The 15017-nt window shown below is 60.1% G+C and carries 12 protein-coding genes and 2 pseudogenes; 3 read left to right on the top strand and 11 right to left on the bottom strand.

Annotated elements, in window-relative coordinates; genetic code table 11:
* Nucleotides 1–251 (bottom strand): annotated as a pseudogene (locus DMX11_RS12050) (DUF2780 domain-containing protein); the annotation flags it as partial.
* 759 nt (nucleotides 252–1010) lie between these two features.
* On the opposite strand from DMX11_RS12050, the gene DMX11_RS12055 reads away from it, so the two are divergent.
* The gene (locus DMX11_RS12055; RefSeq protein WP_256590611.1) at nucleotides 1011–1823 is read left to right on the top strand and encodes an RHS repeat-associated core domain-containing protein; all 813 of its coding nucleotides are present in this window, start codon (nucleotides 1011–1013) and stop codon (nucleotides 1821–1823) included.
* 183 nt (nucleotides 1824–2006) lie between these two features.
* Here the strand turns inward: DMX11_RS12055 and DMX11_RS26440 are convergent.
* Together DMX11_RS26440 and DMX11_RS12060 are read right to left on the bottom strand one after the other, a co-directional pair.
* Nucleotides 2007–2110, bottom strand: a pseudogene (locus tag DMX11_RS26440) (hypothetical protein); the annotation flags it as partial.
* Nucleotides 2111–2114: 4 nt separating this feature from the next.
* Nucleotides 2115–2690 (bottom strand): DUF2780 domain-containing protein, encoded by a 576-nt coding sequence (locus DMX11_RS12060; RefSeq protein WP_110744742.1) that lies wholly within the window; start codon nucleotides 2688–2690, stop codon nucleotides 2115–2117.
* 162 nt (nucleotides 2691–2852) lie between these two features.
* Here DMX11_RS12060 and DMX11_RS12065 point away from each other — a divergent pair, with 162 nt between their 5' ends.
* Entirely contained in the window at nucleotides 2853–3773 is a 921-nt protein-coding gene (locus DMX11_RS12065) for an RHS repeat-associated core domain-containing protein (protein WP_158286175.1), read from the top strand.
* Between the two features lie 140 nt (nucleotides 3774–3913).
* On the opposite strand, the gene fdhA is transcribed toward DMX11_RS12065, so the two are convergent.
* The 7 genes from fdhA to DMX11_RS12100 form a co-directional block, all read right to left on the bottom strand.
* On the bottom strand, nucleotides 3914–5113 hold the full coding sequence (fdhA, locus tag DMX11_RS12070) for a formaldehyde dehydrogenase, glutathione-independent (RefSeq protein WP_009683378.1): 1200 nt from the start codon (nucleotides 5111–5113) through the stop codon (nucleotides 3914–3916).
* 208 nt (nucleotides 5114–5321) lie between these two features.
* Complete coding sequence (gene purU / locus DMX11_RS12075; RefSeq protein WP_110744744.1) at nucleotides 5322–6179, bottom strand: formyltetrahydrofolate deformylase; 858 nt, start codon at nucleotides 6177–6179, stop codon at nucleotides 5322–5324.
* A gap of 11 nt (nucleotides 6180–6190) precedes the next feature.
* On the bottom strand, nucleotides 6191–6823 hold the full coding sequence (locus DMX11_RS12080; protein ID WP_110744745.1) for a sarcosine oxidase subunit gamma: 633 nt from the start codon (nucleotides 6821–6823) through the stop codon (nucleotides 6191–6193).
* Nucleotides 6824–6897: 74 nt separating this feature from the next.
* Nucleotides 6898–9912 carry a sarcosine oxidase subunit alpha gene (locus tag DMX11_RS12085; protein WP_110744746.1) on the bottom strand — a complete coding sequence of 1005 codons (3015 nt, stop codon included), beginning with the start codon at nucleotides 9910–9912 and terminating at the stop codon, nucleotides 6898–6900.
* On the bottom strand, nucleotides 9909–10244 hold the full coding sequence (locus DMX11_RS12090; protein WP_009683373.1) for a sarcosine oxidase subunit delta: 336 nt from the start codon (nucleotides 10242–10244) through the stop codon (nucleotides 9909–9911). Before DMX11_RS12090 ends, DMX11_RS12085 begins: the two co-directional genes overlap by 4 nt.
* A gap of 14 nt (nucleotides 10245–10258) precedes the next feature.
* Nucleotides 10259–11509, bottom strand: a complete 1251-nt coding sequence (locus DMX11_RS12095; protein WP_003255680.1) for a sarcosine oxidase subunit beta family protein — start codon at nucleotides 11507–11509, stop codon at nucleotides 10259–10261.
* 15 nt (nucleotides 11510–11524) lie between these two features.
* A complete protein-coding gene (locus tag DMX11_RS12100) occupies nucleotides 11525–12778 on the bottom strand; it encodes a serine hydroxymethyltransferase (RefSeq protein ID WP_003255681.1) in 1254 nt (417 codons plus the stop codon).
* Nucleotides 12779–13102: 324 nt separating this feature from the next.
* On the opposite strand from DMX11_RS12100, the gene DMX11_RS12105 reads away from it, so the two are divergent.
* The gene (locus tag DMX11_RS12105; RefSeq protein WP_110744747.1) at nucleotides 13103–14143 is read left to right on the top strand and encodes a low specificity L-threonine aldolase; all 1041 of its coding nucleotides are present in this window, start codon (nucleotides 13103–13105) and stop codon (nucleotides 14141–14143) included.
* 34 nt (nucleotides 14144–14177) lie between these two features.
* Here DMX11_RS12105 and DMX11_RS26445 read toward each other — a convergent pair whose 3' ends face one another.
* Nucleotides 14178–14915, bottom strand: coding sequence for a methyl-accepting chemotaxis protein (locus DMX11_RS26445; RefSeq protein ID WP_370588310.1), 738 nt, complete (start codon nucleotides 14913–14915; stop codon nucleotides 14178–14180).
* Nucleotides 14916–15017: the final 102 nt, after the last annotated feature.

Genomic DNA, 15017 nt, shown 5'->3' on the forward strand with positions numbered 1-15017 from the left:
GTCATCACTGCTCAGGTTGTTGCGCGCCAGCCCCAACATCGCCCCAGCCCCGCCCACGGCCTGCTCGGGGGTGATCGTCAATTCACTGCCCAAGGTGTTGAGCAGAATGGCCTGTGCCTCCGGGGCCCCTGTTGCTTCTAAGTTTGCATGGCGGACACAGCGTTGGTGGCGTCGCTGAGATTGAATGCGAACACCGGGCGTGCGGCCAGGGTCATCAGGGTTGCCAGGGTTGCCAGGGTGAGCGCTTTCATCGGGAGAGGTCTCGTAGGCCGGGATGGCTTGGGAAACAGGAGAGTTGACTCGGGAATTGGGGAGCATTTCTCACCGGTTATCGACACTGCTGGTCGAATTTTAAAGGGCGCTATCACCTGTCATTTCTGCTAGTGGCCATCCCAAGAAAGGCAGTGGATACTTTCCCCCTAAAAACCAGCTGTGCAAGACCGCCATGAGGTACTTGTAGCTTTATCACCCTCTCAATCAGGAGCAAAACGATGGTGACTCGGCATTTTCAACCCGGTTAATTACCAGCGCTGTTGTCTTTTTTCGACACCCTGCTTACCTGAGGCGAAACACCCAGAGTACAAGAACGAACAAGCCATCACAGTACTCTCACATGGTGATGCCGGCAGATATCATGACGACTCTGAGTGACATAGCCATAACAGAAATACTGACTTCCGCCACTGAGCGCCAAGTCAGTTTGGCCCTCTCAGACTATAGCCATTATGACTAACCACTGAATAATAATGACATTTTAATCATACGACCGCCAGTCATGCTAGCGGATAAACGACAGCCGTCAAGTTAGCACAGCTACTTCGTGCAATTGGCCAATGTGGACGAACGCCATTATGGAACAACTATTTTACCAAGCCCGTAATCTTGTCACATTGAAAGCAGATGGACAGTATCGTTCAGTCTTCAGGTCCCCTATGCACCTACTCGCCGAGTTTCGCAGCGAAAATATACAACCCATAGAACTGTTAGCGACAGACACGAAGAAAACAATAATGCACGCCCAAGAAGGCGTAAAAAAAGAACATCACACTTATACTGTTTTCGGACACTCCGAAACTTTACGACCCAAACGAAGACTGCAAGGTTTCACTGGTGAACCAATAGACCATTCATTAAGCGCCTACCAGCTAGGGCAAGGATATAGAACATACTCTCCAAGCCTGATGCGCTTTCAATCACCTGATAGCCTCAGCCCCTTTGGGAAGGGTGGAGTGAACTATTATGCATACTGCGGCGGAGATCCAGTCAATTATACAGATCCGACCGGCCATGTACTTGTCCATATGACAAATAGTCAGACCATGAAGGTACGCAGTCTTTCGGCCGTGGCGCTTCCTCATAAGTTCAATCCCCCCAGCCTGAAACGTACCACTTCACATGCGAGCGCATTGAAAGCAGGTACGCCCAAATACTACGCGCGCCCTCCAGAAGATTATTTCAAGAGAATCGCAGAGCCTGACATTTTTGAGTCAATCATCAACAACCTTACACTCGATGATGCTCTTGCCTTTTCAAATACATCTCAACACAACAGGAGTCACGCCGCACCGATTATTTATCGCTATCTATCACGCGCTACAGTTTCTCATGCTTTCGTGGGAGCTGCCCGGGCTGGCGTAATTCCCGGCTTGCCTAGGATCTTTGGACAAAATATTGAATTGCATCCATATCTACAAGACATAAACATGTTAAGAGACGTAGATATACTAAGGGCTGGCGGCGTTCGAAATGTCGTCCGACTTAGAACATTCGACAGGCTGTATACTGAGGAAACATTGCAAGCAGCGACAGCATCGGTAGACTGATGGGAGAGCGAAACTGAGTAGCGTTCCGAACCTGGGCAGGTGTGTTTTTAGATAAACCAACATGGGCCTGTGCATCATAGGTAGCGTAACGATTCTGCTAAAAGTACGCCTGTGATGAATAAACGAGCTCCATTGATACAAAAAGCCCCTCTGAGGAGGGGCTTTCTGTGTAGGTGAGTTAAATCACGCCGCACCCCACATCTTGTGCGGGTCGATCAAAAACTTCTTCGGCACCCTGCATCAAACTCGCGCTTCCCTTCCGGCGCCTGATCCAGGTTGATCACCTGCCCCCTAAACCGAAGGCTGGGTCAAGGGCGTTGGTGCAGTCCACAAGCTCCCCAGGTTCTGCAACAACGACCCAGCAATCCCCTGCTGCCCCAGATACTGCAGCAGCAACGGCGCAAACTGCCCGATCATCCCGGTATCCATGCCTAGCGCCTTGAACGCATTGTCCAGGTCACTACGATTTTCCACGTTGTTGCCCAGTGCGTTGCTCAACGCCGACTGGCTCTCGCTGTTCTTGCCCAGCAAATCACCCAACCCACTTAACCCGCCCAGCGCATTTGCACCGGCCAGCAGGTCCAGCCCTGGCACCGCCTTGGTCAGTTGCCCATAGTCATCGCTGCTAAGGTTGTTGCGTGCCAGCCCCAGCATGGCTCCTGCTCCGCCTACCGCCTGTTCGGGGGTGATGTTCAACTGGCTGCCGAGGGTGTTGAGCAGATTGGCCTGCGCCTCGGGGGCCTGCACCTGGCCTTGTTGTTTCTGGTTTTGCATGGCGGACACGGCGTTGGCAGCGTCGCTGAGGTTGAAGGCGAACACCGGGCTAGCGGCCAGGGTCATCAGGGTTGCCAGGGTGAATGCTTTCATCGGGAGGGACCTCGTTGGCCGGGATGGCCGGGAAACGAGGGGTTTGACTCGTGGTTTGGCGTTTTGTTCCAACCATTCGTTACCTGACAAAACTGCTAGTTGTCACCGCCTGTAAGCGCGAGCACAGTGATATCACGTCAATCAACTATTAGGATGTCACACATGAGTCCCTCTTCCGAGATAAGTAACCAGCAGGACTCTGCTAGCGTTAACATGTCACTTACAAGAGCAGGTAACAACCGAAAAGCCCACTTCTACCAGAACGACCATTTGGCAACAGAAATAACGACAGACGGTGCCCGTCATATCCTATGGGCAAATGAAACAGCTCTTGTCCAAATTGAAAAAAATAAAACCCCCAAACCTTTACAGGTCAACCTCGGCAACACAGTGCTAGGCTCAGCGTCGGAATCAACTGCCTATGCACCTTATGGCCACCTTGCCCCGGAACATATGATTGCGTTAGCAGGCTTCAATGGGCAGTGGCGAGACCCTGTCACTCATGTTGATGCCCTAGGTTCAGCTAAACGGTTGTACTCCCCATCTAACATGCGCTTCAACAGCTCGGGCCACCTTAGTCCGTTCGACAAGGGCGGTTTGAATTCATACGCCTACTGCGAAGGGGATCCGATCAACCGACACGACCCAACAGGTGAGTTTGCGGCACTACTAAGGTTGTTAAATTTCGGAGCAAAACATGTAGTGAAGGGCACGGGGCGTTTCTTTGGCAGTGTCTTAGGCAGCTCAAAACCTATCTCCACTGGAACAATAAAGCAATTACCAAGGGGCAACAATATCACCAAATTGATCGCCGCCACGGAACTTAAAAACGCACCGAATCCCCCATCCACTCTAAATACGGCTGCCACAGAATCAATCTTTCCCTCAGGCCAACAAAGCCAAACAAGAACTGCTCCAAGCCCCACGCAACCACGCCCTCAAATACATTTTAATAATCGGGTGCAGTACGGCACAAGAGACACTGGGAACTTTGCTGCAGCTTCTATTGCCATTTTTGTGGGTGCAATAGTTGGTGCTGGAGTTGGCATTTACTTCCTTCTAAAAAAAATCAGGAAAGATTGATTGGTTCATGAGGATGAGGCTGGAGGCAGCGGCCTGCTGCATACAGACGGCAAGCGTTCCATGCTTAACAGGTAAGCCGCAGATACCGCTGACCCAGCCGAGTGAAAAAAAGCCCCTCCACGGAGGGGCTCTTCGGTTGCTTACGCCGCGCCCCACATCTTGTGCGGGTCAATCACAAACTTCTTAGGCACACCCGCATCGAACTCGCCATACCCTTCCGGCGCCTGATCCAGGTTAATCACCTGCACACCTACAACCTCAGCAATGTTGATCCGATCCCACATGATCGCCTGCATCAGCTGGCGGTTGTATTTCATGGTCGGGGTCTGGCCGGTGTGGAAGCTGTGCGATTTCGCCCAGCCCAGGCCGAAGCGGATGCTCAGCGCGCCGATCTTGGCAGCGGCATCCACCGCGCCTGGGTCTTCGGTCACGTACAGGCCCGGGATACCGATGTTGCCGGCCACGCGGGTCACTTGCATCAGCGAGTTAAGCACGGTGGCCGGGGCCTCGTGCTTGGCACCTTCATGGCCGTGGCCACGGGCCTCGAAGCCTACGGCGTCGACAGCGCAGTCCACTTCCGGCTCGCCGAGGATGTCGACGATCTGCTCGTGCAGCGGGGTGTCCTTGGACAGGTCGACCACTTCGAAGCCTTGCGACTTGGCGTGGGCCAGGCGGGCGGGGTTCAGGTCACCGACGATTACGCAGGCGGCGCCCAGCAGGCGCGCCGAGGCAGCAGCGGCCAGGCCGACCGGGCCAGCACCGGCAACGTAGACAGTGCTGCCTGGACCAACACCAGCAGTCACGGCACCGTGATAGCCGGTGGGCAGGATGTCGGACAGGCAAGTCAGGTCACGGATCTTTTCCATGGCCTTGTCGCGCTCAGGCAGCTTCAGCAGGTTGAAGTCGGCGTATGGCACCAGCACGTATTCGGCCTGGCCACCGGTCCAGTCGCCCATGTCGACGTAGCCGTAGGCACCGCCGGCGCGGGCCGGGTTGACGGTGAGGCAGACACCAGTATGCATCTCTTTGCAGGAACGGCAGCGGCCGCAGGCGACGTTGAAAGGCACGGAGACCAGGTCGCCGATCTGCATGCGCTCGACGTCGCTACCTTTCTCGACGATTTCACCGGTAATTTCGTGGCCCAGGACCAGGCCGACCTGGGCAGTGGTGCGGCCACGGACCATGTGCTGGTCAGAACCGCAGATGTTGGTGGAGACCACCTTCAGGATGACGCCGTGTTCGATTTTCTTGCCGCGCGGGTCCTGCATTTTCGGGTAGTCGATCTTCTGTACTTCGACCTTGCCAGCGCCGAGATACACCACTCCACGATTGCCAGACATGCTCTTACCTCGCTTGATTTGTATTTATGCAGCGGTGGTTGAACGCGCCGCCATCCGTGGGCGGCATGTGTTTCTGGAATGAGGGAATTGTGGGCCGGATGGCCAGATGTGCGCTGACTGGGAGCGACAGGGAGATGCCTTTTAGCGGCAGGTACAAAGGTGTGAAGCCATTCGCGGGACAAGCCCGCGAATCGGCCGATACAGGATGTCAGAGAACGACAGTCCGGTTGGCGTTGAGGAACACCCGCCGCTCGATGTGATAACCCACAGCCCGCGCCAGGGTCAGGCATTCGATATCGCGCCCTTTGGCAATCAGGTCTTCCGGGTAATGGCTGTGGTCCACCACCTCGACGCCCTGGGCAATGATCGGCCCTTCGTCGAGGTCGTTATTGATGTAATGCGCCGTGGCGCCCACCATCTTCACGCCCTTGTTGTATGCCTGGTGGTAAGGCTTGGCGCCCTTGAAACCTGGCAACAGCGAGTGGTGGATGTTGATCGCCCAGCCATCCAGGCGCCGGCACAGCTCTGGCGACAGCACCTGCATGTAGCGCGCCAGGATTACCAGCTCCGCGCCGGTTTCCTCGATCACCTTCAGCACCTTGCGTTCTTGCCCAGGCTTGTCATTGGGGTCGAGCGCAAAGTGGTAGTAGGGAATCTTATGCCACTGCGCCAGCGGTTCGAGATCAGGGTGGTTGGACACCACCGCGACCACGTCCATGCCCAGTTGCCCAATACGCTGGCGATACAGCAGGTCATTCAGGCAATGGTCGGCCTTGGACACCATGATCACCACCTTGGGGCGGTGGTTGGGCGCGGTCAGCTCGAAAGCCATGCCGAACGCATCGCTACGCTCGGCGAGGCCGGCACGGAAGCCTGCCTCGTCAAAATCGTCCGGCTGGCGGAACTCGACGCGAATGAAGAAGCGTCCCGACTGCCGGTCATCGAAGGAGTGGTGCTCCGTCACGTAGCAGCGCTGCTCGAAGAGGTAACGCGTCACCACGTCGACGGTGCCGAGCATGCTCGGGCAGTCGGCGGTGAGAATCCAGGTATCCGGTGCCCGACTCATGTTCTTGCTCCTTAGGCTTCGATGCTCAGGCCGTATTCGGCAGAAGCGTCCTGCAGCCACAGCCACCAGTAATCGGCGAAGCTGCGGCGAATTACCAGTTCCCAGGTGTCTTCAGCAGTGCGGCGGATCACCAGTTGCGACTTGGCGAACACGGTGCCCACGGCCTTGCCCACCGGGAAGTTGTTCGGGTGAACATCATAGCTGGTGGACTTCATCAGCACTTCGCGCACGTTCGGGCCACGCAGCTCCAGCAGGCTTTGCCCGCCACTGACATTGACTACCTGGATGTGCTGGCCTTCGAGGGCCGCGCGCAGCTTTTGTTCGACCGCCAGTTCCTGGCCGCCTGGGACGATCAGCAGCCATTCATCGGGGCCTACCCATTGCAGCGAAGTTTCACCGTTGGCAACCACGGTCAGGGCTACCGGCAGCTCCAGGCCCAGGGCCTTGTGCACGCCAGCGGCGAATTCCGGGTTGTGGCCATCACCACGGATGGTCAGGTGGCCAAGGAACTTCTTCTCACGCAGGGTAACACCTGCGTTCTTGCGGCCTTTGCCAACCAGGCTGGCCAGATCGGCGTGGTGCAGTGGCGACTGGGCTTTGGCCTCGGCGCCGGGGTTTTGCTGGAAGACGTTGATAGCGCTCATTTCTTACCTGCCTTGAATTCTTGTTCGTCAGGGCAGCGCAGCCGTGCAATCAGGCTGCGCCGCCATCCGGGGCCTTAGACGTTCTGCCGCTCACCCTTCGGATCGAAGAACACCGAAGACACGATTTCCGCCTCGATCACGCTGCCATCCGCCTGCGGCGAGTAGACACGCTCGCCCATGCGCTTGAGGCCGCCTTTGACCACACCCATGGCGAACGAGTAGCCCAGGGAGTTGGACGCGTAGCTGGAGGTGACGTGGCCGACCATGTCCATCGGGATCGGTTGTTTCGGGTCGAACACCAGTTGGGCGCCTTCCGGCAGCCACTTGGTCGGGTCGACCGGTTTCAGGCCCACCAGCTGCTTGCGGTTCTCACGTACGCAGTCTTCGCGGTTCATGCCACGCAGGCCGATCCACGAGAACGGCTTGTTGCGGCCAACGCACCAGCTCATGTTCAGGTCGTCCGGGTTCATCGAACCATCGGTGTCCTGGCCCACGATGATGAAGCCCTTCTCTGCACGCAGTACGTGCATGGTCTCGGTGCCGTACGGGGTCAGGTTGTACTTCTTGCCAGCTTCGATGATCTGTTCCAGCACGCCCATGGCGTAGTTGGCCTGCACGTTCACTTCGTACGACAGCTCGCCGGTGAACGAGATACGGAACACGCGGGCTGGCACGCCACCAACATTGCCTTCCTTCCAGGTCATGAACGGGAAGGCTTCCTTGTCCATGTCGATGTCGGTCAGCTCGCTCAGCAGCTTGCGGCTGTTAGGGCCGGACAGGGTCATGGTGGCCCAGTGGTCGGTAACCGAGGTGAAGTACACCTTCAGCTCCGGCCATTCGGTCTGGTGGTACAGCTCCATCCACTGCAGCACGCGGGCGGCACCGCCGGTGGTGGTGGTCATGATGAAGTGGTTGTCGCCGACGCAGGCGGTCACGCCGTCGTCGAAGACCATGCCGTCTTCCTTGCACATCAGGCCGTAGCGGGCCTTGCCCACGTCGAGCTTGGTCCAGGCGTTGGTGTAGATGCGGTTGAGGAACTCGCGCGCGTCCGGGCCCTGGATGTCGATCTTGCCCAGGGTCGAGGCGTCCAGCAGGCCCACGCTGTCGCGCACAGCCTTGCATTCACGGGCCACGGCGGCATGGATGTCTTCACCGGCTTTGGGGAAGTACCAAGGGCGCTTCCACTGGCCGACGTCTTCGAACTCGGCGCCGTTCTTCACGTGCCAGGCATGCAGGGCGGTGAAGCGGACGGGCTCGAACAGGTGGCCACAATGACGGCCCGCTACTGCACCGAAGGTAACCGGCGTGTAGTTGGGGCGGAACATGGTGGTGCCCATTTCCGGAATGGTGATGCCGATCGAACGGGCGGCGATGGCCAGGCCGTTGATGTTGCCCAGCTTACCCTGGTCGGTGCCGAAGCCCAGCGCGGTATAGCGTTTTACGTGCTCTACCGACTCGAAGCCTTCACGGGTGGCCAACTCGATACCGGCGGCAGTCACGTCGTTCTGCTGGTCGACGAACTGCTTTGGCCCCTTGGTACCCTTGTCGTGCGGCACTTGGAACAATGCCACGGTGGCCTCTTCCTTGCGCGCCACGGTTTTTGGCAGGGTGCCGACAGCGGCTTTGAAGCCCGCCTCGGTGGCTGCGCGAACGCCGCCTTCGAAACCGTCGGCAATCACATCACCCAGGGCATAAACGCCGTTGATGCCACCCACGCACTCGCGTTTTTGCGGGGCATCACCTGGCACGAAGCCGAGGATGTCGTCACGCCATACCGGGCGACCGCCCAGGTGCGAAGCCAAGTGCACGATCGGGCTGTAGCCACCGGAGGTTGCGATCAGGTCGCACTCGAGGGTTTCGCCTGGGCTGGTGACTTTGTGCGCCTGCACATCGATGGCCGCCACGCGGGCGCCGGTGACGTGCTTGCTACCTTTGGCCTCGATCACAGCGCTGGAGGTGAGGATACGAATGCCTTTGGCGCGTGCTTCTTCAACCAGTGAGCCACGTGGGTTATGGCGGGCATCGGCGATGGCCACGACTTGCAGGCCAGCGTCGTGCCAATCCAGCGCAGCGCGGTAGGCGTGGTCGTTGTTGGTCGACAGCACCAGCTTGCGACCCGGGGCCACGCCGTAACGGCGCACGTAGGTGGACACGGCACCGGCCAGCATGTTGCCCGGCACGTCGTTGTTGCCGTATACCAGCGGGCGCTCGTGGGCGCCGGCAGCCAGGACCACGCGCTTGGCGCGAACACGGTGCACGCGGTGGCGAACCTGGCCGATCGGTGCACGGTCGCCGAGGTGGTCGGTGAGGCGCTCGTGAATGGTCAGGAAGTTATGGTCGTGGTAGCCGTTGACCGTGGCGCGTGGCAGCAGGGTCACTTCCGGCAGGCCTTCCAGCTCTTTGACCACGGCGCTTACCCAATCAGCGGCAGGCTTGCCGTCGAGGGTTTCGCGGGTGTCGAGCAGGCTGCCACCGAACTCTTCCTGTTCGTCAGCCAGGATCACACGGGCTCCGCTGCGCGCAGCGGCCAGTGCCGCGGCCAGGCCAGCAGGGCCAGCGCCGACGATCAGCACGTCGCAGTGCTGGTTCATGTAGTCGTAGCTGTCCGGGTCGTTCTGCAGCGGTGCGCGGCCCAAGCCAGCGGCCTTGCGGATGTACTTCTCGTAAGTCATCCAGAACGATTTCGGGTACATGAAGGTTTTGTAGTAGAAGCCTGGCGGCATCATGCTGCCACCGACCTTGCCAAGGATGCCCATGACGTCGTTGTTGACGTTCGGCCAGCCGTTGGTGCTGTTGGCTACCAGGCCTGCGTACAGTGCCTGCTGGGTAGCACGCACGTTAGGGATCTGGGTGGCTTCGCTGGAGCCGATCTGCAGAATGGCGTTCGGCTCTTCGGTACCGGCGGCGATGATGCCGCGTGGGCGCGAGTACTTGAAGCTGCGGCCGACGATGTCGACGCCGTTGGCCAACAACGCGGCGGCCAGGCTGTCACCGGCATAACCCTGGTAGGTCTTGCCGTTGAAGGTGAAGTTCAGGACCTTGCTGCGGTCGATACGGCCGCCGCTGGCGAGGCGATAGGTCTGGCTCATACTTTTTCCCCTTGGCCTTTGACAGCGGACGGTGCGCTGGCAGCTTTACCGTTGGCGGTCACTTGCGGCTTTTCGCCAATCTTGTAGGTTTCCAGAATTTCGTAGGTCACGGTGTCGCGGGTGACGTTGAAGTACTGGCGGCAGCCGGCAACGTGGTCCCACAGTTCGTGGTGAATACCGCGCGGGTTGTCACGGTAGAACATGTAGGTACCCCACTCCTCGTCGGAGCAGGCGGCAGGGTCCAGCGGGCGGGCGATATGCGCCTGGCCAGAGGCGTGGAACTCTTCTTCGGAGCGCAGCTCGCCGCAGTGGGGACAGAAAATATGCAACATGACGGTGTCTCCGGTTAGTGGGCGACGGCGGCGGCGCCGTGTTCGTCGATCAGTGCGCCGTTGTAGAAACGGTCCATGGAGAACGGCGCGGCCAGTGGGTGCATTTCGCCCTTGGCCAGGCTCGCGGCGAAGACGTTGCCCGAACCCGGGGTCGCCTTGAAGCCGCCAGTACCCCAACCGCAGTTGAAGAACATGTTCTTGACCGGGGTCTTGGTGATGATTGGGCAAGCGTCCGGCGAGGTATCCACAATGCCGCCCCACTGGCGGTTCATGCGCACGCGCGAGAGGTTGGGGAACATCTCGACGATGGCCTGCAGGGTGTGCTCGATCACCGGGTAGGAACCGCGCTGACCGTAGCCAACCCAACCGTCGATACCGGCACCGATCACCAGGTCGCCCTTGTCGGACTGGCTGATGTAGCCGTGTACGGCGTTGGACATGATCACGCTGTCGATAATCGGCTTGATCGGCTCGGATACCAGGGCTTGCAGCGGGTGCGATTCCAGCGGCAGGCGGAAACCGGCCAGCTTGGCCATGTGCCCGGAGTTACCCGCGGTGACCACGCCGACGCGCTTGGCGCCGATGAAGCCTTTATTGGTTTCCACGCCGATGACCGCGCCGTTTTCCTTGCGGAAGCCGATCACTTCGGTCTGCTGGATCAGGTCCACGCCCAGGGCGTCGGCGGCACGGGCGAAGCCCCAGGCCACGGCGTCGTGACGGGCAACGCCGCCACGGCGCTGTACGGTGGCGCCGAGGATCGGATAGCGGGTGTTCTTCGAGCAGTCCAGGTACGGGATCTCGGCCGCGACCTGGGCGGTGTTCAGCAGCTCGCCATCGACGCCGTTCAGGCGGTTGGCGGAGACGCGGCGCTCAGAGTCACGCATGTCCTGCAGGGTGTGGCACAGGTTGTAAACGCCACGCTGGGAGAACATCACGTTGTAGTTGAGGTCCTGGGACAGGCCCTCCCACAGCTTCATGGCGTGCTCGTACAGGTGCGCCGATTCGTCCCACAGGTAGTTGGAACGCACGATGGTGGTGTTACGGGCGGTGTTGCCGCCGCCCAGGTAACCCTTCTCGATCACGGCAACGTTGGTGATGCCGTGTTCCTTGGCCAGGTAGTAGGCCGTGGCCAGGCCATGGCCGCCACCGCCGACGATGACCACGTCGTAGACCTTTTTAGGGGTCGGCGTGCGCCACATGCGCTGCCAGTTCTCGTGGTGGCTGAGGGAGTGCTTGAAAAGGCCGAAGCCCGAGTAGCGTTGCATGGTCGTTTACTCCACTCAGCGGTAAACAGGGAAATCAGCGCACAGCGCCGCGACGTTCTTGGCCACATCGGCTTCGACGTCGGCGTCACCGAGGTTGTCGAGGATGTCGCAGATCCAACCGGCCAGGGCCACGCACTGGGCGACCTTGAAGCCGCGGGTGGTGACGGCCGGGGTACCGATGCGCAGGCCCGAGGTGACGAACGGCGACTGCGGATCGTTCGGCACTGCGTTCTTGTTGACGGTGATGTGGGCGCGGCCCAGGGCGGCGTCGGCATCTTTACCGGTAAGGCCCTGGCGAATCAGGCTGACCAGGAACAGGTGGTTGTCGGTGCCACCGGACACCACGTCGTAGCCGCGGTCGATGAACACCTGGGCCATGGCCTGGGCGTTTTCGATCACTTGTTGCTGGTAGGCCTTGAAGCCAGGCTCCAGCGCTTCCTTGAAGCACACGGCCTTGGCGGCGATCACGTGCATCAGCGGGCCGCCCTGGGCGCCCGGGAATACCGCCGCGTTGAGCTTTTTCTCGATCTCTTCGTTGGATTTGGCCAGGATCAGGCCACCACGTGGGCCGCGCAGGGTCTTGTGGGTGGTGGTGGTTACCACGTCGGCGAACGGGATCGGGTTCGGGTACAGGCCAGCGGCAACCAGGCCGGCGACGTGGGCCATGTCGACGAACAGCAGCGCACCGACCTTGTCGGCGATGGCGCGGAAGCGTGGGAAGTCGAGGGTCTTGGAGTAGGCCGAGAAACCGGCAACGATCATTTTTGGCTTGTGTTCGACTGCCAGGCGCTCGACTTCGTCATAGTCGATCAGGCCGGTGTTGGTGTCGATGCCGTATTGCACAGCGTTGTACAGCTTGCCAGAGGACGACACTTTGGCGCCGTGGGTCAGGTGGCCGCCGTGGGCCAGGCTCATACCAAGGATGGTGTCACCGGCCTGCAGCAGTGCCAGGTAGACGGCGCCGTTGGCCGACGAGCCGGAGTGCGGCTGGACGTTGGCGTAGTCGGCACCGAACAGCTGCTTGGCGCGCTCGATGGCCAGGGCTTCTACCTTGTCTACGTGCTCGCAGCCACCGTAGTAGCGCTTGCCCGGGTAGCCTTCTGCGTACTTGTTGGTCAGGCCGCTGCCTTGGGCCTGCATCACGCGCTTGGAGGTGTAGTTTTCCGAGGCGATCAGCTCGATGTGGTCTTCCTGGCGCTGCTCTTCGGCATTCATCGCCGCCAGCAGTGCATCATCGTAACCCTGGATCTGGTCTTGCTTGCTGAACATCGTGTATCTCCCGGCAGCGATCGTTTTTTGTCGTGGGGCACTGTGGCCCTTTGTGGCGATGGTATGACTGGCGGGGTCGGGTCAGATGCCTGCGCACGCCTTGCAATGGCGCGTTTACGACATTCTCTTTGTGCCGCCCTTGCGGGCCCCTTCGCGGGCGCGCCTGCTCCCACAGTGATTGGCGTGTGCAGTCCACATTGCGGGAGCGGGCGTGCCCGCGAAGAGGCTGGCACAGAATGAACAGAAATCGCCGCACGGGTTGTATAGGCAAGTGCTGAATCGATGGTTTAGAGTGCTGTTCTGCGTCGTTCACAGGACCGTGTCATGACTGATAAGAGCCAACAATTCGCCAGCGACAACTACTCCGGTATCTGCCCTGAAGCCTGGGCTGCGATGGAAAAGGCCAACCACGGCCACGACCGCGCCTACGGCGACGACCAGTGGACAGAGCGTGCTTCGGAGTATTTCCGCAAGTTGTTCGAAACCGACTGCGAGGTGTTCTTCGCGTTCAACGGCACGGCCGCCAACTCCCTCGCCCTGGCATCGCTGTGCCAGAGCTACCACAGCGTGATCTGCTCCGAAACCGCCCACGTCGAAACCGACGAATGCGGCGCACCAGAGTTCTTCTCCAACGGTTCCAAGCTGCTGACCGCACCCAGCGTCAACGGCAAGTTGACGCCCGAGTCGATCCGCGAAGTAGCGCTCAAGCGCCAGGACATTCACTACCCCAAGCCACGCGTGGTGACCATCACCCAGGCAACCGAGGTTGGCACCGTCTATCGCCCTGACGAATTGAAGGCGATCAGCGCTACCTGCAAGAAACTGGGCCTCAACCTGCACATGGACGGCGCGCGCTTCACCAATGCCTGCTCGTTCCTGGGTTGCAGCCCAGCCGAACTGACCTGGAAGGCCGGCGTCGATGTGCTGTGCTTTGGTGGCACCAAGAACGGCATGGCGGTGGGGGAAGCGATCCTGTTCTTCAACCGCCAGCTGGCCGAAGACTTCGACTACCGCTGCAAGCAGGCCGGGCAATTGGCGTCGAAAATGCGCTTCCTGTCGGCGCCATGGGTCGGGCTGCTGGAGGATGGCGCCTGGTTGCGCCATGGCGGCCATGCCAATCATTGCGCGCAGTTGCTGGCTTCGCTGGTGAGTGACTTGCCAGGGGTGGAGCTGATGTTCCCGGTAGAGGCCAACGGGGTATTCCTGCAGATGCCGGAGCACGCCATCGAGGCCCTGCGGGGCAGGGGCTGGCGCTTCTATACCTTCATCGGCAGCGGTGGCGCGCGCTTCATGTGCTCGTGGGATACCGAAGAAGCGCGGGTGCGTGAATTGGCGGCGGATATCCGCGCGATCATTGGCGGCTGAGCGAGTACCGGGGCCGCCTTGCGGCCCCGGCGATCTAGAGCCTGAAGCCGCCCATCTGTCGCGCCAGGTCATCAGCCAACCCACGCAACGCCTGGCACTCCTCGCGGCACCCTTGCACCTCCGCCGCCGTCTCACGCGCCAAATCGGAAATTCCCTGCACCGTCCGGTTGATTTCCTCGGTCACCGCCGACTGCTCCTCGGTAGCCGTGGCCACCTGGTGGTTCATATCACTGATGTGCTCTACCTGGTCGGTAATCGCGCTCAGCGATGCCCCGGTGCGCTGGCTCGATTCCACGCCACTGCCGGTCGCCTGCTGCCCTGCCTGCATTGAACTCACCGCCGAACCTGCACCTAGCTTCAGGCGCTGGATCATCTGCTGCACCTCATCGGTGGACAGCTGTGTGCGCCGTGCCAGCGTACGTACTTCATCGGCCACCACAGCGAACCCGCGCCCCATCTCCCCTGCCCGCGCGGCCTCAATGGCAGCGTTCAGCGCGAGCAGGTTGGTCTGCTCGGAAATGCTGCGGATTACCGCGAGCACTTCATCGACCGAGGCGACTTCGTCGGCCAACTGGCTGACGGCATCGGCCGCCTTGCCGATGTCGCCCGACATGCCCTCGATGCCACGAATGGATCGTTGCACCACCTCGCGGGCCTGCAACGCCTCGTCTCGTGCCGACTGCGACGCCTGCGCCGCATCACCGGCATTGCGGGCGATGTCCTGCACGGTCAGGCCCATCTCGTGTACAGCAGTGGCGACCATTTCGGTCATCTCCTGCTGGCGCCCGGAGCGCTCGGCGGTGTTGTCCACTACTTGGGTTACCTGCTCTACGGCCCGCCGCAGCCGCTCGGAGGTACTCAACACCTCGCCGAT

The sequence above is a fragment of the Pseudomonas sp. LB-090624 genome, from assembly GCF_003205205.1.
In the GTDB taxonomy this organism is placed as follows: Bacteria; Pseudomonadota; Gammaproteobacteria; order Pseudomonadales; family Pseudomonadaceae; genus Aquipseudomonas.

Coding starts and splice junctions, on each gene's coding strand:
- DMX11_RS12100 (WP_003255681.1), bottom strand. CDS start 12,778: ATGTTCAGCAAGCAAGACCAGATCCAGGGTTACGATGATGCACTGCTG.
- DMX11_RS12060 (WP_110744742.1), bottom strand. CDS start 2,690: ATGAAAGCATTCACCCTGGCAACCCTGATGACCCTGGCCGCTAGCCCG.
- DMX11_RS12065 (WP_158286175.1), top strand. CDS start 2,853: ATGAGTCCCTCTTCCGAGATAAGTAACCAGCAGGACTCTGCTAGCGTT.
- DMX11_RS12080 (WP_110744745.1), bottom strand. CDS start 6,823: ATGAGCGCTATCAACGTCTTCCAGCAAAACCCCGGCGCCGAGGCCAAA.
- fdhA (WP_009683378.1), bottom strand. CDS start 5,113: ATGTCTGGCAATCGTGGAGTGGTGTATCTCGGCGCTGGCAAGGTCGAA.
- DMX11_RS12095 (WP_003255680.1), bottom strand. CDS start 11,509: ATGCAACGCTACTCGGGCTTCGGCCTTTTCAAGCACTCCCTCAGCCAC.
- purU (WP_110744744.1), bottom strand. CDS start 6,179: ATGAGTCGGGCACCGGATACCTGGATTCTCACCGCCGACTGCCCGAGC.
- DMX11_RS12090 (WP_009683373.1), bottom strand. CDS start 10,244: ATGTTGCATATTTTCTGTCCCCACTGCGGCGAGCTGCGCTCCGAAGAA.
- DMX11_RS26445 (WP_370588310.1), bottom strand. CDS start 14,915: ATGACCGAAATGGTCGCCACTGCTGTACACGAGATGGGCCTGACCGTG.
- DMX11_RS12085 (WP_110744746.1), bottom strand. CDS start 9,912: ATGAGCCAGACCTATCGCCTCGCCAGCGGCGGCCGTATCGACCGCAGC.
- DMX11_RS12055 (WP_256590611.1), top strand. CDS start 1,011: ATGCACGCCCAAGAAGGCGTAAAAAAAGAACATCACACTTATACTGTT.
- DMX11_RS12105 (WP_110744747.1), top strand. CDS start 13,103: ATGACTGATAAGAGCCAACAATTCGCCAGCGACAACTACTCCGGTATC.